This is a genomic window from Paraoerskovia marina, assembly GCF_900105445.1.
Taxonomy (GTDB): Bacteria; Actinomycetota; Actinomycetes; order Actinomycetales; family Cellulomonadaceae; genus Paraoerskovia; species Paraoerskovia marina.
Genome location: NZ_LT629776.1, coordinates 2,758,989 through 2,782,163, shown reverse-complemented (window position 1 = coordinate 2,782,163; position 23,175 = coordinate 2,758,989). Strand labels below are relative to the sequence as shown.

Sequence of the window (23,175 nt, the reverse complement as noted above, 5' to 3'; positions counted from 1 at the left end):
CCTGCGACCTGTGACCATGCACACGTGACCGGCAACCGCGACTCGTGACCTGCGCACCGTGGCCGACGTCGGTCAGGCAGGGAGCCTCGCGACCTCGCCGTCGATCTCGACCAGCCCGTCCTCGACCAGGCCGGCAAGACACCGGGACGCCTGGGCGGGGTCGGCCGAGACGTCGGTGAGAGCGGACGTCAGGACCGGGCCGGAGGCATCCCGGAGGATCCTCATCACACGACCGCGGACCTGGCGGTCCGTGCCTTCCCAGGCCTGTCCGCGGCGTCGTGAGGCGTGCTCGTCCGCCGGACGACCCGCGAGGTTCCACGCGCACAGGGACCGCACGGGACACTCGTCGCAGCGAGGTGACCGTGCGGTGCAGACCACCGCCCCGAGCTCCATCGACGCGGCCGCCCACCGTGCGGCGTCCCGCGCGTCGTCGGGCACGACCGACGCCGCGAGCCGACGCTCCTCCGCGCGGGGCGAGGGTGGGGGGAGCGCCGTGCCGGTGATCGTGCGCGCGAGCACCCTCCGGACGTTCGTGTCGACCACCACGCTGCGACGCCCGAACGCGAAGGCAGCGACCGCCGCGGCGGTGTAGGTGCCGACCCCCGGCAGGGCGACGAGGGCCTCCTCGTCCGCCGGCACCTGCCCACCGTGCCGCTCGACGATCACCCGCGCGCACTCCTGGAGCCTGAGCGCGCGCCGCGGGTACCCGAGCCGGTCCCACGCGCGGAGCACGTCGGCCGTCGAGGCGCCGGCAAGGTCGGCCGGGGTCGGCCACCGTTCCATCCACGCGCGCCAGCGCGGCTCGACCCGGACGACGGGCGTCTGCTGCAGCATCACCTCGCTGACCAGCACCCCCCAGGCCGAGCAGCTCGAGGCGCGCCAGGGGAGGTCGCGGGCGGACTCGTCGAACCACCGCACGACGGCGGTCCGGAGCCGGGCGGTGACGTCGGGGCGGTGTGTGGTCGGCATGGCAGGCCCATTGTGCCCGGCGCGGTGGGGCGGTGGGGCATGCGGGACCGATTACGGTGGTCCCCACCACGCAGATCTTGGAGGTAGTCGTGAGCACCACAGGCCCCGGCAGGGGGACGTTCCTCGTGCGTCGGCTGCTCGTCCTCGCCGTCGCGCTCGCGGTGGTGGTGGGCGTCGTCCTCGGAGTCCGTGCGCTGATCGCCGACCCGGCCGACGCGTCACCGATGGAGTCCGCCGAGAAGTCCGCGCCCCCGGAGCCCGCGACGACGAGCGCGACCGTCGCCTGCGAGGCTGACGACCTCGACATCGCCCTGCAGCCCGCTGCCGAGAGCTTCGAGGCAGGGGACCGGCCACGGTTCGCCGTGCGCGTCACGCACGTCGGCCGGCAACCCTGCCTGGTGAACGGTTCGCAGAACGGCGTGGCCGTGACGGTCGCGGACGACGACGGGGCCGTGTGGTCCTCGGCCGACTGCCCGGTGGACGAGCGGATGCTGCTGATGAGCCCGGGTGACGTCGACACCAACGACGTGACCTGGGACCTCACGCGGACAGACGGGTCGTGCGAGGCTGCGGGGAGCGCCACGGCGGGGGACTACACCGCGCGCGCCGAGGTGACGGACGTCCCGGACGCGACGACGCCTCCCGTGTCGTTCACCCTCGAGCCTGCACCGGAGCCCGACCCCACGACGGAACCCGCCGAGGACGCCGAGGATGCCGCGGCGAAGACCGAGGAGCCGGCTGACGACGAGGCCGAGGGCGAGAAGGCGGACAAGGAGGCCGACGCCGAGACTCCTGCACAGGACGAGAAGTCCGGTGCGGACGAGCCCGCGGCCGAGGACTCCGTCGAAAAGTCCTAGACGTACCGCTCGAGGATCGACGACTCGGCGAGGCGCGAGAGGCCCTCACGGACGGCACGCGCCCGCTGCTCGCCGACGCCGTCGACGGCCATGAGGTCCTCGATGCCGGCGGCCAGGAGCTTCTGGAGGCTCCCAAAGTGGCGGACCAGCCGGTCGAGGATCGTCGGAGGAAGGCGCGGCACCTTCGACAGCAGTCGGTAGCCGTGCGGTGCGACGGGGGCGTCGAGCGCGTCGCCGCCGCCGGGCATGCCCAGGACGCGTCCGATCTCGCCGAGGTCGAGCAACTGCGCCGAGGTGAGTGCGTCGAGCGACGCACGGACGCTCTCGGCACTGCGACCGTGGCGGTCGGCGTCGACGTAGTCGCGGATCACGAAGTCCCGGTCGGCCCCGATCCCGCCCATGAGCTCGTCGAGCTGGAGCGAGAGGAGTCGTCCGTCGCTGCCGAGCTCGGTGACGTAGCCCGCGATCTCGTCGGAGATGCGGGTGACCATCTCGAGCCGCTGGACGACGGCACACACGTCTCGGACGGTGACGAGGTCCTCGATCTCGAGGGCGGAGAGCGTGCCGCTGACCTCGTCCAGGCGTGACCGGTAGCGTTCCAACGTGGCGAGCGCCTGGTTGGCGCGGGAGAGGATCGTGTCCGAGTCCTCGAGCGCGTAGCGCTTGTTCTGCAGGTAGACCGCGACGATGTTCATCGACTGGCTGACGGACACGACGGGCAGGCCGGTCTGCTTGGCGACGCGCTCGGCGGTGCGGTGCCGGGTGCCGGACTCGGTCGTCTCGATCGAGTGGTCGGGCAGCAGCTGGACGGCTGCCCGCAGGATGCGCGTCGCGTCGTCGTTGACGACCACGGCGCCGTCCATCTTCGACAGCTCGCGCAGGCGCGTCGCGGAGAACTCGACGTCGAGGACGAACCCGCCCGAGCAGATCGACTCGACGACGGGGTCGAGGCCGAGCACGATCAGTGCGCCGGTGCGTCCGCGGAGGATTCGTTCAAGTCCGTCGCGGAGCTCCGTCCCGGGCGCGACGCGCGCGAGCGTGGCGCGGAGTCGTTCGTCGTCAGGGCGGGGGTTCATCGGCACAGAGAGAATCCTAGGTGTCTCGCGGGGTATCCGTCGGGTGAGGTGTGGGCATCGTGTGGAGGACGTGCGCGGATCGTGAACGTACGGACCACGACGTCGCAGGTCAGGGTGCGGTCTAGAAGGGCGCGGGCTCGCTCCGGGAGCGCTTTGGAGCCGGCAGCCCGTTCCGTGCGAGCTCCACGGCCTCGGCGAGATGGCCGGCCCGGAGCACCTCGAGCCCCTCGGGGGCTGTCACGTCGGAGCGGTCCGGGACGACCGCGCGCCGGAACCCGAGCCGCGCAGCCTCGTTGAGCCGCCGTCCGAGGCCGGTGACCGGGCGGATGTCCCCGGCGAGGCCGACCTCCCCGATCGCGAGAGTGCCCTGAGGCAGCGCCTGGTTCTCCTTGGCGGAGACGGTGGCGATGGCCGTCGCGAGATCCGCGGCGGGTTCCCCGACCTTCGCGCCGCCGATCGTGGACACGTACACATCGTGGTCGTGCAGCCGTACACCGGCGTGACGGTGCATCACGGCCAGGATCATCGCGAGCCTGCTCGACTCCACCCCAGCGGTGGTACGCCGGGGGTTGGCGAGGGAGCTCGGCACGACGAGGGACTGGATCTCGAGGGCCAACGGGCGTCGCCCGTCGAGCGTCACGGTCAGGCACGTCCCCGGTGCGGGCTCGCCCGTGTGCGACAGGAACAGGCCGCTGGGGTCGGCAAGTCCGACGATCCCGGTCTCGGTGAGGTCGAAGCAGCCCACCTCGTCGGTGGGCCCGTAGCGGTTCTTCACGGCACGGACGAACCGCAGCCGGGAGTGACGGTCGCCCTCGAACTGGCACACGACGTCGACGAGGTGCTCGAGGGTCCGCGGGCCGGCGACCGTACCGTCCTTCGTGACGTGGCCCACGAGGATGACGGGCATGTCGCGCTCCTTGGCGGCCGCGATCAGCGCGCCCGCGACCTCGCGGACCTGTGAGACGCCGCCCGGAGCGCCGTCGACCTCGCCCGACGCGATGGTCTGCACGGAGTCCACGACCAGGAGGTCGGGCTGCGCCGCCTCCACGTGCCCCAGGACGGAGCCGAGGTCGGTCTCGGCGGCGAGCAGGAGCCTCGGGGCGAGCGCGTCGATCCGCTCGGCTCGCAGCCGCACCTGCCCGGCGGACTCCTCGCCCGTCACGTAGAGCACCGTGCGCCCCGAGGTGGCGACCTCGCTCGCGGCCGCGAGGAGCAGCGTCGATTTCCCGACGCCGGGTTCGCCCGCCAGGAGAACCACCGCGCCCGGGACGATCCCGCCACCGAGCACACGGTCGAGCTCGCTGATACCGGTCGGCGCGGCCCGCGTGGAGTCCACGTCGATGTCCGCGATCGGGCGCGCCGGCGCACGGGTGGGGGACGCCGTCGTCCGCGGACCCGAGGTGCTCGCCCCCGCCTCGACGACGCTGCCCCACACCTGGCACTCGCCGCACCGGCCCACCCACTTGGCGGTGGTCCAGCCGCACTCGGTGCACCGGTACCCGGGACGTGTCTGCTTCGTGGCGCTCTTCACCCGTGTGACGCTAGCCGCACCCCCTGACATCGCCGGGTGGCGCCGCCGACGCGCGGATCTGCGCACTAGGCTGGGCCCGCATCGCCGTGAGGCGGTCTCGGCACGGCGACCAGGGAGGGCATGCTCGATGGGCAACGGACGGGCGGGGATCAGCCCGCAGGTGTACCGACGTCGTCGGGCGGTCGTCCTCCTTCTCCTGACGCTCCTCGTCCTCCTTCCCGTCCTCCTCTTCGTCTGGCCGGGATGGGCCACCGGTGGCGACGAGGAAGACGCGGGGACGAGTGGGGAGGCCGCGTCCGAGACGCAGGAGCCCGACCCGACCACCCCCACGATCGACCCCGTGGACCGGGCCGACGACCTCACTGCTTTGCAGTCCGCCCTGCCGGACGAGGTCCTGCGCTTCGTCCTCGTCGACGAGCGCAACGAGCCCGAGTTCGACGCGACGGGTCCCGTCGAGATGTGGAGCCTGACGTACGCGGACGGCGAGGGGTCGGACGCGGACACGGTCGACGTCGTCGTCGGGCAGTGGTCGGGACCGAGCGAGGCGCTGGAGGCCTTCGAGGTGATCGACGAGACCGCGGGGCCGGCGGAGGCGACGACGGGGGTCGTCGAGGCCGACGACGAGACCGTCGGCACGTGGACGCGTCGCACGACCGGCGACGGTCGTGGGACCGTGGTGTGGCGCAACGGGACGGTCGTCGTCAGCGCGACGGGCCCGAGCGAGGACATTGAAGACTTCTACGCGGCGTACCCGTTCTGACGGTACGGCGTGATCGACGAGATGGGAATCGAATGACGCAGACGCAGGAGCAGGCACTGATCGCGGTCCTCGGCACCGGGGTCATGGGCGAGACGGCGCTCACCGGCATCCTCTCCGCAGGCTGGGACCCCGAGCGCGTCGTCGCGACGGCGCGCCGTCCTGAACGGGCCGACGAGCTCGCCCGCACCCACGGGGTGCGGACCACGCACGACAACGTGGCCGCCGCGGCCGAGGCCGACGTCGTGATCCTGGGCGTGAAGCCGAAGGACATCGGTGCGCTGACCGAGGAGATCTCGTCGGCGGTCCGCCCGGGCACCCTCGTCCTCACCGTCGCCGTCGGCCTCTCCTGCGCGTTCTACGAGAAGCGCCTGCCCGAGGGGACCCCCTTCGTCCGCGTGATGCCCAACACCCCGTCCTCGATCGGCGTGGGTGTCAGCGCCATCAGCCCCGGGGTCGCCGCGACCGACGAGCACCTCGAGCTCGTCGAGACGCTGCTCGCCTCGACCGGCCTCGTGATCCGCATCGCGGAGAAGGACCAGGCGGCCGTCGCGGCGCTCTCCGGCTCCGGCCCGGCGTACGTCTTCTACGTGCTCGATGCGCTGTCCGAGGCGGGCACGCTCATGGGCATCCCGCGCGCCACCGCCGCCCAGCTGGCGGCGCAGACCGTGCTCGGTGCGGCCACGATGGTCCAGGAGACCGGCGAGCACCCCGCGATCCTCCGCGAGAAGGTCTCGTCACCCGGCGGGACCACGATCGCGGGGCTGCGCGAGCTCGACCGCGGCGGCGTGCGTGCCGCCTTCGTCGACGCGCTCACGGCGGCAAAGGCGCGCGCGGGCGAGCTCTCGGCCGAGCTCGAGGCCGACGTCTAGTGGCGAGCTCCGGGCGAGCGCCCGCGATGTCCGACGTCGCGAAGGTCGCCGGCGTCTCGCACCAGACGGTCTCGCGGGTGCTGAACGAGCACCCGAGCGTTCGCCCGGAGACCCGTGACCGAGTTCTCGCCGCGATCGAGAAGCTCGGGTATCGGCGCAACAGCGCCGCACGCGCCCTCGTGACCCGACGTTCCGGGACGATCGGCATCGTCACACCCGACTCCGCGCTCTACGGACCGACGAGCACGTTGATCGCGATCGAGCAGGCGTCGCGAGAGGTCGGGCTCTTCGTCTCCGTGGCGACGCTCTCGAGCTACGACGCCGAGACCATGAACCACGTGCTCGACCACTTCCTCTCCCAGGGGGTCGAGGGAATCGTGGTCATCGCGCCGCAGGTCGACGTCGCGGCCGCGGTCGAGACGTTCGTCTCGCCGGTCCCGGTGGTGCTCGTCGCGGACGCGTCGGCGGTCGGCGCCGGGGTCGTCCGGACGATCGGTGTGGACCAGTACGCGGGGGCGCGGCTGGCGACCGAGCACCTTCTAGAGCTTGGTCATCGCCGGATCGTCCATGTGGCCGGCCCGACCGACTGGTTCGACGCGAGGGCACGGACGGAGGGCTGGAGAGACGCGCTCGGCGCGGCCGGGGTGTCGCCGGAGGGTCTTCTCGTCCAGGGTGACTGGTCCTCGGCATGCGGATACGACGTGGGACGTCGTCTGACCGAGGACCTCGCGGGCCGAGAGCCGACGACCGCGGTCTTCGCCGGGAACGACCAGCTTGCGCTGGGGATGCTCCACGCGTTCTGGGAGCAAGGCGTCTCCGTGCCCGCACAGATCTCGGTTGTCGGGTTCGACGACATCGAGGGTTCGCGGTACTTCGCGCCGTCGCTCACGACCGTGCGTCAGCCGTTCGCGACGTTGGGACGCGCCTGTCTGGACCTGTTGATGGCCGGTCCGGCACGCGCCGAGCCTGGCCCGGTTTCGGTCGCAGCCATCGCGCCGGAGCTCGTCGTCAGGGAGACCACGGCACGGGTCGGCTGAGCACGGTCGTGCCGCGGGGTTGACATCCGATTGTTAACGCTCACATAATGTGAGCGTTAACACGATGACGGTTGGCAACGATCGAACGGGCAAGGAGGCCTGGTGAACACGGCAAGCATCGCCGCGACGATCATGGAGGGCCGTACGGCTCTCGGCATCGAACTCGGTTCGACGCGCATCAAGGCGTGCCTCGTGGACTCCGACGGCACGCCGCTCGCGTCCGGGAGTCACACCTGGGAGAACGAGCTTGTCGACGGTGTCTGGACCTACTCGTTGGACGCGGTGTGGGTCGGCGTCCAGGCGGCCGTCCGCGCGCTCCTCGAATCTGCGCACGACCAGTACGGCGCACGCCCCGACCACTTTGGGGCGATCGGCATCTCGGCGATGATGCACGGCTACCTGGCATTCGACGCGTTCGACAACCTGCTCACGCCCTTCCGTACCTGGCGCAACACCGGTACCGGCCGGGCCGCGGCCGGGCTGACCGCGTTGCTCGGTGTCAACATCCCGCAGCGCTGGTCGGTCGCGCACGCCTACCAGGCGATCCTCGACGAGGAGCCGCACGTGGCTGCTGTGGCGCACCTGACCACGTTGGCCGGATACGTCCACTGGCGGCTGACCGGCCAGAAGGTCCTCGGGATCGGCGACGCAGCCGGGATGTTCCCCGTCGACGCGGCGGCCGCCTCGTACGACGTGGACAGGCTCCGACTGTTCGACTCGGCCGTCGCCACGCAGCACGAGTACCCGTCCCTCTCCGAGCTGCTGCCGCGTGTTCTCACGGCGGGACAGCACGCCGGCAGGTTGACCGACGAGGGCGCCCTGCTGCTCGACCCGGCGGGTCGGCTGCAGCCTGGTATCCCGTTCTGTCCCCCCGAGGGCGACGCCGGGACCGGCATGGTGGCGACGAACGCGGTGGCGGCCCGTACGGGCAACGTCAGCGTCGGGACGAGCGTCTTCGCCATGGTGGTGCTCGAGCAGGGACTCTCTGCGGTCCACGACGAGATCGACCAGGTGGCGACGCCGGCGGGTGCCCCCGTCGCAATGGTGCACTGCAACAACGGCGCCGGAGAGCTCGCCGCCTGGGCGGGTGTCTTCCGTGAGTTCGCGCACGCGACGGGCAACGAGGTCGCGGCCGACGACGTGTATGAGGTGTTGCTGCGGTCCGCGCTCCTCGGGGCGCCAGACGCAGCAGGGATCCTCGCGTACAACCACCTCGCCGGAGAGCCTGTCGTCGGGACCGACGCGGGGTGCCCGCTGGTCGTGCGCTCGCCGGAGAGCGAGCTGACGCTGGCAAACTTCGCCCGCTCCCAGGTCTACGGCATCTTCGGCACCCTGAGCCTGGGAATGGCGGTGCTGCGTCGTGACGGTGTCGAGCTCGACGCGATCCGCGCCCACGGCGGCCTGTTCCGTACGGAGGGGGCGGGTCAGCGTCTGCTCGCCGCTGCCCTCGGTGTGCCGGTCTCGGTCGGGGCGGGTGCAGGGGAGGGGGGTGCGTGGGGCGCCGCGTTGCTCGCCGTGTACCTCGGGCACGCGCATCGCGTCGACCTGGCGGGCTATCTTGCCGAGCAGGTCTTCGCCGGAGCGCCGGTCACGGTCGTCGCCCCGGACCCCGAGGACCTCGCGGGGTTCGCGGTTTTCCTCCAGCGGTACGAGGTCGGTCTCGACGTCGAGCGTGCAGCCGTCCGCGTGGACGGGGCGCGCGTCTCGCGTGCAGCAGGGGAGCTCGTCCGATGACTGCCCTGGTGAACGACGATCTCCGCGCGGTCGTCGACGCGACCCGAGAGCGGGTGGCGCGACTGCACGCGGAGCTGACGAGGTGGGGCCTGGTCGTCTGGACGGCGGGCAACGTCTCCGAGCGGGTGCCCGGCGCCGACCTGATGGTGATCAAGCCGTCGGGAGTCACGTATGAAGACCTCACGGCCGACTCGATGGTCGTCTGCGACCTCGACGGCCGCCTCGTCGAGGGGACACGTGCGCCGTCATCGGACACGGCGGCCCATGCGTACGTCTACCGCCACATGCCCGAGGTCGGCGGTGTCGTCCACACGCACTCGACCTACGCGACCGCCTGGGCCGCCCGCGGCGAGCCCGTGCCGTGCGTCCTGACGATGATGGCGGACGAGTTCGGCGGGGACATCCCCGTCGGTCCGTTCGCCCTGATCGGGGACGACTCGATCGGCCGCGGCATCGTCGAGACCCTGCGAGGTTCGCGCAGCCCGGCGGTGCTGATGCGCAACCACGGGCCGTTCACGGTCGGCAAGGACGCGCGGGCGGCCGTGAAGGCGGCGGCGATGTGCGAGGAGGTCGCCCGCGCGGTGCACGTCAGCCGCGAGCTCGGAGAGCCGACGCGGATCCCCGAGCCCCAGATCGACGCGCTCCACGCGCGATATCAGAACGTCTACGGGCAGGCCTCGGCCGGCTCGACCAGGAAAGAGGACGAAGACGCATGAAGAATCCGTTCGAGGACAAGGAGATCTGGTTCCTCACCGGGTCGCAGGACCTCTACGGCCCGGAGACCCTCACCCAGGTCGCTGACCAGTCGCTCGCGATCGCGGAGGAGCTGGACGACGCGGACGCCGTCCCGGTCTCGGTCGTCTGGAAGCCGGTGCTCAAGAGCTCGGAGGAGATCCGTCGCACGTTGACCGCGGCGTCGTCCGACGACGCGTGCGTCGGTGTGGTCGTCTGGATGCACACCTTCTCTCCGGCGAAGATGTGGATCCGTGGCCTCGAGGCGCTGACGGTGCCGCTCCTGCACCTGCACACGCAGGCGAACGTCGAGCTGCCCTGGTCCGAGATCGACATGGACTTCATGAACCTGAACCAGGCCGCGCACGGTGACCGGGAGTTCGGGTACATCCAGACGCGGCTCGGGATGACGCGCAAGACGGTCGTCGGTCACGTCTCTTCTCCGCAGGTGCAGCAACGGGTCGGCTCGTGGGTCCGGGCCGCCGTCGGTCGAGACGCGGCGCGATCGATGCGGCTCGCCCGGTTCGGCGACAACATGCGCAACGTCGCGGTCACCGAGGGCGACAAGACCGAGGCGGAGATCCACTTCGGCGTCTCCGTCAACACGTGGGGCGTCGCCGAGCTCGCCGAGCGGGTCGACGCCGTCGCCGACGAAGCCGTGGACAAGCTGGTCGCGGAGTACGAGTGGACCTACGACGTCGCACCGGAGCTGCGGTCCGGCGCCGCGAGGCACGAGGCGCTGCGGTACGGCGCCCGGCAGGAGCTCGGGCTGCGGTCCTTCCTGGAGGAAGGGAAGTTCTCCGCCTTCACGACGACGTTCGAGGACCTGGGCGGACTCCGCCAGCTACCGGGCCTCGCGGTCCAGCGCCTGATGGCGGACGGGTACGGGTTCGGCGCCGAGGGCGACTGGAAGACCGCGGTGCTCGTCCGGTTGGCCAAGGTGATGGGTCACGGGCTGCCGGGAGGCGCGAGCCTCATGGAGGACTACACCTACGACCTGACGCCTGGTGAGGAGCGGATCCTCGGGGCGCACATGCTCGAGATCTGTCCGTCACTGACCACGAGCCGGCCGCGCCTGGAGATTCACCCTCTCGGGATCGGCGACCGCGAGGACCCGGTGCGACTCGTCTTCGACACCGACCCGGGGCCCGCCCTGGTCGTGGCGATGAGCGACCTGCGCGACCGGTTCCGACTCACCGCGAACGTCGTCCGGTGCGTGGAGCATCCCGATCTGCCGAGCCTGCCCGTCGCGCACGCGGTCTGGGAGCCGGAGCCGTCGCTGGAGGTCTCAGCGGAGGCGTGGTTGATGGCGGGCGCCGCCCACCACACCGTGATGACGACGGCCCTGAGTCGCGAGGTCTTCGAGGACTTCGCCGAGATGACGGGCTCCGAGCTCGTCGTCATCGACGAGAGCACGACCCCGGCGTCGTTCCGCCAGGAGCTGCGCTGGAACCAGGTCTACTACCGCCTGGCTCAGGGGGTGTGAACCGTGACGTGATCGTGACCGCCACGGTATGGACCGGGGAGCACATGACGCCGCACGATCGTCAGCAGAATCTCACAAAGAGCATCAACATCGCACAACTTCCGGGTCGCACCGACGCGCCCCGGGTCTCAAGGAGGAGAACATGTTCAGCAGCACCCGACGTCGCACCGCCGGCGCCATGATTGCCAGCCTCGCCGTGCTGGGCCTCGCTGCCTGCAGCTCGGAGCAGGCCTCCACCGACGCCGGCTCCGACAGCGGGGACACCGGCTCGGCGGCCGAGGAGACCATCAGCATCGGCTTCTCCCAGGTGGGTGCGGAGTCCGGATGGCGCGCCGCCAACACGAAGTCCATCCAGGACACGCTCACCCAGGAGAACGGGTTCGACCTCAGCTTCTCGGACGCCCAGCAGAAGCAGGAGAACCAGATCCAGGCCCTGCGCTCCTACATCCAGCAGGGTGTGGACGTCCTGGCCTTCTCGCCCGTGGTCGAGACCGGCTGGGACGCCGTCCTCGAGGAGGCCAAGGCGGCCGACATCCCCGTGATCCTGACGGACCGTGCCGTCGACTCCGACGACGACAGCCTCTACGAGTCGTTCATCGGCTCCGACTTCGTCCTCGAGGGAGAGACGGCAGGCGAATGGGCGGTCGAGCAGTACGACGGCGAGGGCTACCAGGTGGTCGAGCTGCAGGGCACCACCGGTGCCGCACCGGCGATCGACCGCAAGGCCGGCTTCGAGACGGCGATCGAGGGCAGCGACCTCGAGATCATCGACTCGCAGACGGGCAACTTCACGCGGACCGAGGGCAAGCAGGTCATGGAGGGCTTCCTCCAGAAGTACGACGACATCGACCTCGTCTACGCGCACAACGACGACATGGGTCTCGGGGCCATCGAGGCCATCGAGGCAGCGGGCATGGTCCCCGGCGAGGACATCAAGATCATCACGGTCGACGCCGTCAAGGACGGCATGCAGGCGCTCGCCGACGGAAAGATCAACTACATCGTCGAGTGCAACCCGCTGCTCGGCCCGGACCTGGCCGACGTCGCCAAGAAGGTCATCGCGGGCGAGGCCGTCGAGAAGCGCATCGTCGTCAAGGACAAGGCGTTCGACCAGGAGGCGGCTGTCGAGGCTCTGCCCTCGCGCGAGTACTGATCCACACCGACCCGCCGGGGCGTGGCACCGACCACGCCCCGGCGGCCCCGCACCGCGGCGGTGCGGCGCGCCCGCACCGCCGCGATCCATGGAAGGTCAACGATGACGAACCACGAGACCGCGACGCGGCCGGTCGTCGAGATGACCGGGATCTCGATCGAGTTTCCCGGCGTCAAGGCTCTCGACCAGGTCGACTTCCGCCTGTTCCCGGGGGAGGTGCACGCCCTGATGGGCGAGAACGGCGCCGGGAAGTCCACCCTGATCAAGGCGCTCACGGGCGTCTACGGGATCGACGCCGGCGAGATCCTCGTCAGCGGGACGCCCCACCGGTTCTCCGGGCCCGGCGAGGCACAGGACGCAGGTGTTGCGACCGTATATCAGGAGGTCAACCTGTGCGACAACCTCTCGGTCGCCGAGAACATCATGCTCGGGCACGAGCCTCGGCGACTCGGTGCCATCAACTGGCGGGCGACGCGGCGTGAGGCTGCCCGCCACCTGTCGACGATGGGCCTGGACATCGACCCGTCGTCCTCTCTCGGATCCCACTCGATCGCCGTGCAACAGCTCGTCGCGATCAGTCGTGCGATGGTGGTCGACGCCAAGGTGCTGATCCTCGACGAGCCGACGTCGAGCCTCGACGCCGACGAGGTCGCGCAGCTGTTCGCGGTCGTCCGCCGGCTGCGGAACGACGGGGTCGCGATCCTCTTCGTGTCCCACTTCATCGAGCAGGTCTACGAGATCTCCGACCGGATGACGGTGCTGCGCAACGGCCGGCTCGTCGGAGAGCACCTGGTCTCCGAGATGGGACGGCTCGAGCTCGTCTCGACGATGATCGGCCGGTCCATGGAGGTCCTCGAGGACCTGCACGTGCGGACCGACCACGCGATCGACCCGACGGACGGAGCCGCGCCCTTCATCCAGACCGTGGGGCTCGGCCGCAAGGGCAGCGTCCAACCCTTCGACCTCGAGGTCTACCCCGGTGAGGTCGTCGGGCTGGCCGGCCTGCTCGGGTCCGGTCGTACCGAGGTCGCACGACTGCTCAGCGGTGCCGACCGCGCCGACACGGGCACGACACGCGTCAAGGACGTGCCGACCCGGCTCCGCAACCCTCGTGCGGCGATCGCCGAGGGCATCGCCTTCTCGTCGGAGGACCGAAAGCTCGAGGGCGTCGTCGGCGATCTGACGGTCCGCGAGAACATGGTGCTCGGTCTGCAGGCCGGACGCGGGTGGATGCGCCGGGTGCCGGCGAAGCAGGTGGACGAGATCGTCGAGCGCTACATAGCCGCGCTCAACATCCGGCCGGCCAACCCGGACGCCCTGCTGCGCAACCTCTCCGGCGGCAACCAGCAGAAGGTTCTCCTCGCCCGCTGGCTCGCCACCGCACCAGAGCTCTTCATCCTTGACGAGCCGACCCGTGGAATCGACGTCGGGGCGAAGGCCGAGATCCAGAAGCTCGTCGCGGACCTCGCGGCGAAGGGCATGGCCGTGGTCTTCATCTCGGCAGAGCTCGAGGAGGTCCTGCGGCTCAGCCACCGGATCGCCGTCATGCGCGACCGCGAGAAGGTCGCGGAGATCACCAACTCAGAGGACGTCGGTGTGGACGACGTCGTCGAACTCATTGCGAGCGGAGGAGGACGCTGATGTCCCCGACCACCGGTACGCGTTCACGCACTGACTACTCCGGCGGCCTGAGCCGCGTCGTCCGTCACCCGCTCTTCTGGCCGCTCGTCGCCCTGGCGGTGCTTCTTCTGGCGAACACCGTCCACAGCCCGGACTTCCTGGCGATCAGCGTTCTCGACGGGCACCTCTTCGGCGCCCCGATCGACATACTCCGCAACTCGGCGCCACTGCTGCTGGTGGCGCTCGGTATGACACTGGTCATCGCGACCCGTGGCATCGATCTCTCGGTCGGTGCGACGGTCGCGATCGCGGGGGCGGTCTCGCTGAGCTTCATCGCGTCCTCGCCGAACCCCGGTGCCGTCTCCACGGTGCTCGTCGCGATGGGCATCGCCCTCCTGCTGTGTCTCTTCCTGGGAGTCTGGAACGGGTTCCTGGTCTCGGTCGTGGGCATCCAGCCGATCATCGCGACACTCATCCTCATGACCGCCGGCCGCGGTATCGCGATGCTCATCACCGAGGGGCAGATCACGACGGTGACCAGCGCGCCGTTCAAGACGCTCGGATCGGGGTTCTGGCTCGGTCTGCCGGTCGCAGCGCTCGTCGCCCTCGGCGTATACGCGCTCGTGGCCGCCCTGACCCGCCGCACGGCGCTCGGGATGCTGGTCGAGTCGGTGGGCATCAACCCGTCGGCGTCGCGACTCGCGGGCGTGAAGGCGCGCACGATCGTCTGGACCGTGTTCGCCCTCTCGGGCCTCTTCTCCGGGCTCGCGGGTCTGATCCTGGCGTCGAACGTGATGGCGGCCGACGCGAACAACGCCGGCCTGTTCATCGAGCTCGACGCGATCCTCGCCGTCGTCATCGGCGGCACGTCGCTCCAGGGCGGGAAGTTCTCGCTCTCGGGGACGCTGGTCGGCGTCTTCATCATCACCACGCTGACCCTCACCGTGACGATCGTCGGCGTCTCCCCGTTGGTCACGCCACTGTTCAAGGCCGTGGTGGTGATCGCCGTGACACTGCTGCAGTCCCCGGTGGTGCGCGAAAAGCTCGCTGCGCGTTCGCGACGACGTGCCGCCCGACCCGAGGAGGTGGCGGCCTGATGGCGATCGTCACGCCCGAGAAGACCCCGACCGGGGAGCGCACGGCCTCCCGCTCTCACGAGAAAGGCCCGCGGATGACCTCGATGGTCCGTCGTCTGCACGTCGACCGCAGATACCTGCCGGTCCTGGGAACCTTCGTGGTGCTCGCCCTGATCCTCGTGATCGGCGGCGTCCGCTACGACAACTTCCTCTCTCCGGGGGTCCTGGCCAACCTGTTCATCAACAACTCGTTCCTCATCGTGCTGGCCGTCGGCATGACCTTTGTCATCCTGACCGGTGGCATCGACCTGTCGGTCGGCGCGGTCCTCGCGCTGTCGGCGGTCAGCGCGGCATCTCTGCTCCAGAGCGGGGTGCCGGTGCTCGTGGTGCTTCCGCTCGTGGTGCTGGTGGGGTCCGTGATCGGGCTCCTGATCGGGATCATGGTGCACGTCTTCGAGGTACAGCCGTTTATCGCGACGCTGGCGGGGATGTTCTTTGCCCGCGGCCTGTGCTTCGTGATCGCTCCCGAGTCGATCCCCATCTCTGACGAGACGTTCGTCGCGATAGCGAGCTGGGACACGTGGATCGCAGGCCAGTGGCGGATGACGACGAGCGTGGTCGTCGCCCTCGTGGTCGTCGCGCTCGCGTTCTACCTGCTGCACTACACGCAGTTCGGCAGGACGGTGTACGCCATCGGCGGCGGCGAGCAGTCGGCGAGGCTCATGGGCCTGCCCGTGGCCCGGACCAAGGTGCTCGTCTACGTTATCTCGGGTACCTGTGCGGGTCTCGGCGGGCTGTTGTTCGCGATGTACTCGCGCTCGGGCTACTCGCTCACGGGTGTGGCGATGGAGCTGGACGCGATCGCGGCCGTCGTCATCGGCGGCACGATCCTGACGGGCGGGACCGGGTTCGTCCTCGGCTCGGTGCTCGGTGTCCTCGTCCTCGGCCTGATCCAGACCGTCATCACCTTCGAGGGCACCCTGAGCTCGTGGTGGACCAAGATCTTCATCGGGGCACTGCTCCTCGTGTTCGTCGTCCTGCAGCGCGTTCTTGCGGCGCGGCGCACGTAGCTGTCCCGGGTGGCGTCCTGGACCGGCGGCGGGTGCTGCCCGCCGCCGGTCCACCGTCCGTGATGAACGGTCCGGTATCTCCGTTCCGGTCTCCGACCTCCCGAGGTGATGTTAACGCTCACATGGACTGAGCGCTCACGTTCTGTATCCCGACTTCTCAACGATGAGAGAGCGAGTGACATGAGTACGAATCTCCCTGTCGGCCGTGGCCGACGCCTACGCAGGTCCTGGACGGCGCTCGGGCTCGCCGGAGCGATGGTCGCCACCCTCGGCGTGCCCTCCGCCCTTGCCCTGCCCGTCGACGCGGCCACCCCGAGCATCGTCCCGACCGCGGTCGACGTGGACGACTCCGCGTTCGACGCCTACGTCTTCCCCTATTTCGAGGGGGAAGGCGCCGAGGGCGAGAAGATCTACCTCGCCGTCAGTGAGTCGGACGACCCCGAGACGTGGCACACGCTCAACGACGGTCGCCCCGTGATCGAGTCGAGTCTCGGTACAGAGGGGCTGCGCGACCCGTTCCTGATCCGTCATCCCGAGACGGGCATGTACTACCTCCTGGCCACCGACCTGAAGATCTCCGGCGGAGGGAACTTCGGGGACGCCCAGGAGACCGGCAGTCGCTCGATGATGGTCTGGGAGTCTGCCGACCTGATCACGTGGTCCGAGCAGCGCGAGATCGCCCTCGCTCCGGCGACCGCGGGCAACCTCTGGGCACCCGAGGCCCACTGGGACGCGGAGAGCCGGAAGTTCGTCGTGTACTGGGCCTCGGCCCTCTACCCGTCCGACGTGGCCCCCGAGGATCGCGACATCAGCACGTCCTACCAGCGGATGATGTACGCGACGACGCCGGACTTCTCCGAGGGCAGCTTCTCCGAGCCCGCGGTCTGGGTCGACATGAACCGCGGCGACGGTCGCGGCATGATCGACTCCACCGTCGCCGAGCTCGCGGACGATGACGGGGGGAGCACGTACTTCCGGCTGACCAAGGACGAGCGCGACATGACCGTCCGCCAGGAGGTCTCGGACGACCTTCTGCGCACCCAGGGGGTGACCGCCGGGGACGGCTGGGACCTGATTGCCGAGCAGGTCGGTGTCGGTGAGCCGAACCCGTGGGGCGGGGAGTTCGCCAACGGTGAGGGGCCGACGATGTTCCCCTCGCTCGAGGACGACTCCTGGTACCTGATGATCGACCAGCCGTCGTACCACGGCGGTGAGGGCTACATGCTCTTCCAGACCGACGACCTCGACTCTGGTGACTGGACGTCGCTCCCCGACGTCGAGCTGCCGACGAGCCCTCGCCACGGCACGGTGGTCCCGATCACGGCCGGGGAGCAGGAGGACCTTCTCGAGGCGCTCCAGCCCGACCTGCTGGCCGAGGGCCTCGCGCTGGACCGGGACGAGGTGTCTCTGAGGACCGGGGACACCGTCGTGGTGCGAGCCACCGTGACTCCGGTGACCGCCGGGGACAGGACCGTCACCTGGTCGAGCGACGACGAGTCCGTCGCCACGGTGGAGTCGGGTGTGATCACCGCGGTCGCCGACGGTGAGGCCACCGTCACGGCGACCTCGCCGCACGGTAGCGCCACGGTCGCCGTGACGGTCGCGGCATCGACGCCGGCACCCCTGCCGGACGGTGCCTGGGTCGACCAGTTCGACACCGACGACCTCGACCCGCGGTGGTCGATCGCCCACGAGGAGCCCACTGCCTGGACCTCCGGCGGCGGCGCCCTCACGGTGCGTTCACAGCCCGGCGACACCTACCAGGGCGACAACAACTACGAGAACATCTTCCTCGTCGACGTCCCCGCCGGTGACTTCGTCGCGCAGACGTCGCTCGCAGCCACTCCGAGCGCGGACTTCCAGGGGGCAGGCATCATCGCCTGGGAGGACGACGACAACTACGTGCGGGCCGGACTGACCCACGCGAGCGTCTTTGCAGGCGGGCCCGTGGGCATCGAGACCGGGACAGAGGTCGACGCGGCGTACTCCGCGACGTTCGAGGCCCGCGAGGGCTCCACCGGTGAGACCCTCCGGCTGGCACGCACTGGTGACACGTTCACCGTCTCGGCCTGGGACGGTCTTCAGTGGCTCGAGGCCGGCACCACGACGTTGGCGGCCGACACCACGCAGATCGGGATCTTCGCGCTTGCTGCCGGCAGCGCGCCGAGCCATGACGTGGCCTTCGACTACTTCGCGCTCGTCGAGTCGGAGGGTGCGGACGTCGTCCCGGAGGGGCCGTTCACCGTGCAGGGCGCGGACGGTCGCTACCTGTCCGACGACGGCGCGCTTTCGCTCGTCGACACCCGCCCGTTGTCGACCACGAGCTTCGTGGCCACGCCCGCCGACGGTGACGGCTCGCCCGTGACGCTCGAAACCTCCGGCGGCGCACCGGTGGTGCTCGCGGACGACCGACTGACCGTCGGTGTCCCGGGTGACGAGGCTGTCGCCGTCCGCCTTTCCGACGTCGGTGGGGGGACGATCGTCGTGCTCGTCGGCGACAAGGCCCTCGTCGAGGACGTCGACGGAGCGCTCGTCCTGGGGGACCGGTCCGACGCTGCTCGTCTCGTGCTCGTCCCCCTCGAGATGACCGAGCACCAGATCGTGGTCGACACCGATGCCGCACGCGCGGAGATGAGCGACAACCTCTACGGAGCGTTCTACGAGGACATCAACTACGCCGCGGACGGCGGGCTCTACGCCGAGCTCGTCCGCAACCGGTCGTTCGAGTTCAACAGCTCCGACAACCGCTCGTTCACGGGTCTGACCGCGTGGTCACAGGTCGGTGGTGGTGACATCGCCGTCGAGTCGGACGAGGACGAGTGGCTCAACGAGTCCAACCGCTTCTATCTCACCGTCGACTCGGACGGCAGCACGGGAGTGGCCAACTCCTCCTACAACGAGGGTGTCGCCGTCGAGGACGGGGCGACGTACGACGCCTCGGTCTGGGCGCGGTCCGCCGTCGCGCAGGAGCTGACCGTGCGGGTGGTCTCTGCCGACGGGGAGACCACCTACGCGACAGGGTCGGTCGCCGTCGACGGGTCGGACGAGTGGAAGCAGTACGAGACCACCATGACCGTCTCGGGCACCGCGAACGACGCGCGTCTCGAGCTCGTCTCGGGAGCGGAGGGCAGGCTGCGCCTCGACATGGTCTCGCTGTTCCCGGAGGACACGTGGGTCGGCCCTGTCAACGGGAAGAGTCCGCTGCGCAAGGACCTGGCGGAGATGGTCGCGGAGCTCAACCCGGAGTTCCTCCGGTTCCCCGGCGGTTGCGTCACCAACGTCGGGACGTTCGACACCTACCTCGGCTCCGACGGCCAGGACCGCACCCGGACCTACCAGTGGAAGGAGACCCTCGGGCCGGTCGAGGAGCGTCCGACCAACTGGAACTTCTGGGGCTACAACCAGTCGTACGGCATCGGATACCTCGAGTACATGGAGTGGGCCGAGGACCTCGGTGCCTTCCCGCTGCCCGTGGTGTCCGTGGGAGCCAACGGTTGCGGCTCGTCGATTCCTGAGATGGTCGAGGGCGACGAGAACTTCGACCGCTGGGTCGCCGACACCGTCGACCTCGTCGAGTTCGCCAAGGGCGACGTCGACACCGAGTGGGGTGCGGTCCGCGCAGACCTGGGCCACCCGGAGCCCTTCGAGCTGCCGTACATCGGGCTGGGGAACGAGGAGAACACCGACACGTTCCAGGCAAACTTCCTGGCGTTCCGCGACGCGATCGAGGCAGCGGCGGCCGAGCACGGGTGGGACGTCGAGATCATCTCCAACTCGGGTCCGGACGACACCGGGGCTCGGTTCGACGAGCTGTGGGAGTTCAACCGCGAGCAGGGCGTCGACATGGTCGACGAGCACTACTACAACGACCCCTCGTGGTTCCTGCAGAACACCGAGCGCTACGACTCCTACGACCGCGAGGGTCCGCACGTGTTCCTCGGCGAGTACGCCTCGCGCGGGAACACGTGGGGCAACGCCCTCGCGGAAGCGGCCTACATGACCGGCCTGGAGCGCAACTCGGACCTCGTCGAGCTCGCGTCGTACGCGCCGATGTTCGCCAACGAGGACTACGTCCAGTGGTCCCCGGACATGATGTGGTTCGACAACGACGAGTCGTGGGGCTCGGTGAACTACTGGAACCAGCACCTGTTCATGAACAACGTCGGTGACGAGGTCGTCCCGAGCACCCACACGGGTGCCGCGGACTCTGCGGCGCTCGACGGCGGCGTCTTCCTGTCGACGTGGGCCACCCAGGCCGCGTACGACGACGTCAGGGTGACGGACAACACCTCGGGCGACGAGCTGTTCGTCGACTCCTTCGACGACGCGTCCGGCTGGGAGTCCGTCGCGAGGTCGTGGGCCGTGAACGACGGCGAGTACGTCCAGACGGGGTCGGTCGAGGACGCCCGGTCCGTGCCGACGGGGGCCTACGACGTCGACTGGTCGAACTACACGCTCGAGCTCGACGCCCGGAAGGTCTCCGGCAAGGAGGGATTCCTCGTGGGCTTCGCCGCCGGAGGAGCCAACGACTACTACTGGTGGAACCTCGGCGGGTGGAACAACTCGCGGTCTGTCCTCCAGCGCGCCGACGGTGGTTCCGCCGGCGAGGTGAAGGCTCTCGAGGGCGAGTCTGTGGAGATCGGTCGCGACTACCACGTCAAGGTCGTCGTCGACGGGCGCACCATCGAGCTCTATCTCGACGGCGAGCTCCAGATGACGTACACCGAACCGACGGAGAAGTCGCTCTACCAGGTCGTGACGCACGACGACGCCACCGGTGAGCTGATCGTCAAGGTCGTCAACCCCGGGGCGTCGGTCGCCCGGACGGCGGTTGACGTCACCGGGTCGTTCGAGGTGGGCACCGACGTGGCGGTCACGGAGATCGTCGCCGACCCGTCGTCGACCAACACCAAGGCCGACAAGACCAACGTGGTCCCCGTCGAGCGGCTGTGGGACGGCGGCGCGAACCAGTTCACCTACGACTTTCCCGCCTCGTCGGTGACCTTCCTCCGCCTTGCCGAGGCGGAGGACGAGCGGACCGAGGTGACGCTGTTGCGTCCGTCGTGGACGGACGAGTGTGGTCCGGGGAATGTCACGGGTGCGCCGTTGCCGGTGGTGGAGGGGGTCGAGTATGTCGAGTCCCGGAAGAAGGACGGTGGGGTGAAGGTGGTGGCGACCCCTGTGGAGGGGTACGTGCTCTCGGACGCGCCGTCGGTGACGAAGAACCCGGAGTCGTGGACGTGGACCAAGGGTGACTCGGGCGAGGTGTGTGTGCCGGATGTCGCGGTGTGGGATGCGTCGGCGGTCTACACGGCTGGTGATCGGGTCTCGTTCGAGGGTTCGGTGTTCGAGGCGATGTGGTGGTCCTCGAACCAGGAGCCGGGTTCGGTGACCGGTCCGTGGCAGGAGATGGCGCAGGACGGTGACGGTGTGTCGATCTGGACGCCGTCGCGGGTGTTCACCGCGGGTGACGTGGTGGTGCACGAGCAGGTGAGGTACACGGCGCGGTGGTGGACGCGGAACCAGGTTCCGGGTGCTCCGTGGGGGCCGTGGGAGGTGACCGGCTGACCCGAGCGGTCGGGTGACGGTGCGAGGGTCCCGGACGAGCCGTCCGGGACCCTCGTCGTGCGAGCAACGGCGCGCGGGTCTTGACTGAACCTGAGCGGCCCAAGGGTGGGTCGGCGCGGTGCAGGGGAGGCTCGCGATGGAACGTCCGTCCGATCAGGAGGCACCGGCCGGCACGGCTGCCGCGCAACCGGAGCTGAAGCGGGTGATGGGGCGCAAGCTCCTTCTGCTCTTCATCATCGGGGACATCCTCGGCACCGGGGTCTATGCCCTGACCGGTGAGGTCGCGGGCGAGGTCGGCGGCGCGGCGTGGGCGCCGTTCTTGATCGCCTTCGCGGTCGCGACGCTCACCGCGTTCTCGTATCTCGAGCTCGTCACCAAGTACCCGCAGGCCGCCGGGGCGGCGCTGTACACGCACAAGGCATTCGGCATCCACCTGCTCACGTTCGTCGTCGCATTCATGGTGATGAGCTCGGGGATCACCTCGGCGTCGACGGCCTCGAACGCCTTCGCGGGCTTCCTGAACGACGGTTTCGGGCTGGAGCTGTCGGACGGCGGGGGCGGCTTGCTCGCGATCGCGCTCGGGTTCATGACGCTGGTCGCGCTGGTGAACTTCCGCGGGGTCTCGGAGAGCGTGAAGGCCAACGTCGTGCTGACGATGGTGGAGCTCTCGGGGCTGCTTCTCGTCATCTTCGTCGGCCTCTGGGGGATGACGCAGGGGCGCGCGGACTTCTCCCGCGTCGTGGTTTTCGAGTCGGCGGACGACCGGGGGATCTTCGTGGCGGTCACCGCGGCGACGACGCTGGCCTTCTTCGCGATGGTGGGCTTCGAGGACTCGGTCAACATGGCGGAGGAGTGCCAGGACCCGGTGCGCGACTTTCCCCGGATGATGATCACCGGACTGTCGATCACGGGCCTCATCTACGTGCTCGTCGCGATCACGGCGGTCGCGCTCGTCCCGGTCGGCGACCTGACGGACCCGGACAACGCCTCGGCGCTCACCCAGGTCGTGGCCGCCGGGGCGCCGAACCTGCCGTTCGACGTCATCTTCCCCTTCATCGGGATGTTCGCCGTCGCCAACTCGGCGCTGATCAACATGCTGATGGCGTCGCGGCTGCTCTACGGCCTGGCCAACCAGGGCACGTTGCCCCGCGTCTTCGGCCGGGTCCACGCCCGCCGTCAGACGCCGTGGGTCGCGATCGTCGTGACCACGCTGCTCTCCTACGGCCTCATCGTGTACGTCGTGCGGGCCAGCGCCACGCAGGAGGGGGCGAACGCCGTCAGTCTGCTCGGGGGGACGACGTCGCTGCTGCTGCTGTGCGTCTTCGCGGTGGTGAACGTCGCCGTCCTCGTCCTGCGACGTGACCCGGTGGACCACGCACACTTCCGGACCTGGACCCCTGTCGCCGTCCTCGGAGCGCTGACCTGCGCGTTCCTCGTGGGGCCGTGGGCGCGCAGCACCGAGCAGCAGCAGCAGTACGTCATCGCCGCGGGACTGCTGGCGGTGGGCCTGCTGCTCTCGTTCGCGACCTGGCTCTACAACCGGCGAGTGCTCCGACGGACGACGGGGTTCGAGGACGTCACCTCGCTCGACGCCGACCGACCGGGGGCGACGGAGCCGCGCAAGCGCCGGTGAGCCC

Annotated in this window: 16 protein-coding genes; 13 read left to right on the top strand and 3 right to left on the bottom strand. The window is 69.7% G+C overall.

Annotation, left to right across the window (positions count from 1 at the left end; genetic code table 11):
- Positions 1-72: 72 nt before the first annotated feature.
- Positions 73-969 (bottom strand): HhH-GPD family protein, encoded by an 897-nt coding sequence (locus BLU20_RS12650; RefSeq protein ID WP_083372729.1) that lies wholly within the window; start codon positions 967-969, stop codon positions 73-75.
- 89 nt (positions 970-1,058) lie between these two features.
- Here BLU20_RS12650 and BLU20_RS12645 point away from each other — a divergent pair, with 89 nt between their 5' ends.
- Entirely contained in the window at positions 1,059-1,826 is a 768-nt protein-coding gene (locus BLU20_RS12645; protein ID WP_157270477.1) for a hypothetical protein, read from the top strand.
- Here BLU20_RS12645 and disA read toward each other — a convergent pair.
- The gene (disA, locus tag BLU20_RS12640; protein WP_029252080.1) at positions 1,823-2,902 is read right to left on the bottom strand and encodes a DNA integrity scanning diadenylate cyclase DisA; all 1,080 of its coding nucleotides are present in this window, start codon (positions 2,900-2,902) and stop codon (positions 1,823-1,825) included. The genes BLU20_RS12645 and disA overlap by 4 nt on opposite strands.
- Positions 2,903-3,023: 121 nt before the next feature.
- Positions 3,024-4,463 carry a DNA repair protein RadA gene (gene radA, locus BLU20_RS12635; protein ID WP_083372727.1) on the bottom strand — a complete coding sequence of 480 codons (1,440 nt, stop codon included), beginning with the start codon at positions 4,461-4,463 and terminating at the stop codon, positions 3,024-3,026.
- Positions 4,464-4,560: 97 nt separating this feature from the next.
- Here radA and BLU20_RS12630 point away from each other — a divergent pair, with 97 nt between their 5' ends.
- The 12 genes from BLU20_RS12630 (at position 4,561) to BLU20_RS12575 (ending at position 23,171) form a co-directional block, all read left to right on the top strand.
- A complete protein-coding gene (locus BLU20_RS12630) occupies positions 4,561-5,193 on the top strand; it encodes a hypothetical protein (RefSeq protein WP_083372726.1) in 633 nt (210 codons plus the stop codon).
- A gap of 32 nt (positions 5,194-5,225) precedes the next feature.
- Entirely contained in the window at positions 5,226-6,062 is an 837-nt protein-coding gene (gene proC, locus BLU20_RS12625; RefSeq protein WP_083372725.1) for a pyrroline-5-carboxylate reductase, read from the top strand.
- A 26-nt stretch (positions 6,063-6,088) separates the two neighbouring features.
- Positions 6,089-7,099 carry a LacI family DNA-binding transcriptional regulator gene (locus BLU20_RS12620; protein ID WP_083372724.1) on the top strand — a complete coding sequence of 337 codons (1,011 nt, stop codon included), beginning with the start codon at positions 6,089-6,091 and terminating at the stop codon, positions 7,097-7,099.
- 132 nt (positions 7,100-7,231) lie between these two features.
- Complete coding sequence (locus tag BLU20_RS12615; RefSeq protein WP_083373063.1) at positions 7,232-8,833, top strand: xylulokinase; 1,602 nt, start codon at positions 7,232-7,234, stop codon at positions 8,831-8,833.
- Positions 8,830-9,549: an L-ribulose-5-phosphate 4-epimerase gene (locus tag BLU20_RS12610; protein ID WP_029252086.1), complete on the top strand. Its 720-nt coding sequence runs from the start codon at positions 8,830-8,832 to the stop codon at positions 9,547-9,549. The genes BLU20_RS12615 and BLU20_RS12610 overlap by 4 nt, the downstream gene beginning before the upstream one ends.
- Complete coding sequence (araA, locus tag BLU20_RS12605; RefSeq protein ID WP_083372723.1) at positions 9,546-11,051, top strand: L-arabinose isomerase; 1,506 nt, start codon at positions 9,546-9,548, stop codon at positions 11,049-11,051. The genes BLU20_RS12610 and araA overlap by 4 nt, the downstream gene beginning before the upstream one ends.
- A 142-nt stretch (positions 11,052-11,193) precedes the next feature.
- Positions 11,194-12,204, top strand: a complete 1,011-nt coding sequence (locus tag BLU20_RS12600; RefSeq protein ID WP_157270475.1) for an ABC transporter substrate-binding protein — start codon at positions 11,194-11,196, stop codon at positions 12,202-12,204.
- Positions 12,205-12,306: 102 nt separating this feature from the next.
- Positions 12,307-13,845 (top strand): sugar ABC transporter ATP-binding protein, encoded by a 1,539-nt coding sequence (locus BLU20_RS12595; protein ID WP_083372722.1) that lies wholly within the window; start codon positions 12,307-12,309, stop codon positions 13,843-13,845.
- Positions 13,845-14,921, top strand: coding sequence for an ABC transporter permease (locus BLU20_RS12590; RefSeq protein ID WP_083372721.1), 1,077 nt, complete (start codon positions 13,845-13,847; stop codon positions 14,919-14,921). The genes BLU20_RS12595 and BLU20_RS12590 overlap by 1 nt, the downstream gene beginning before the upstream one ends.
- A 74-nt stretch (positions 14,922-14,995) precedes the next feature.
- The gene (gene yjfF / locus BLU20_RS12585; RefSeq protein ID WP_083373061.1) at positions 14,996-15,970 is read left to right on the top strand and encodes a galactofuranose ABC transporter, permease protein YjfF; all 975 of its coding nucleotides are present in this window, start codon (positions 14,996-14,998) and stop codon (positions 15,968-15,970) included.
- A 180-nt stretch (positions 15,971-16,150) separates the two neighbouring features.
- On the top strand, positions 16,151-21,538 hold the full coding sequence (locus BLU20_RS12580) for an alpha-L-arabinofuranosidase C-terminal domain-containing protein (protein WP_157270473.1): 5,388 nt from the start codon (positions 16,151-16,153) through the stop codon (positions 21,536-21,538).
- 136 nt (positions 21,539-21,674) lie between these two features.
- On the top strand, positions 21,675-23,171 hold the full coding sequence (locus BLU20_RS12575; protein ID WP_083372719.1) for an APC family permease: 1,497 nt from the start codon (positions 21,675-21,677) through the stop codon (positions 23,169-23,171).
- Positions 23,172-23,175: the final 4 nt, after the last annotated feature.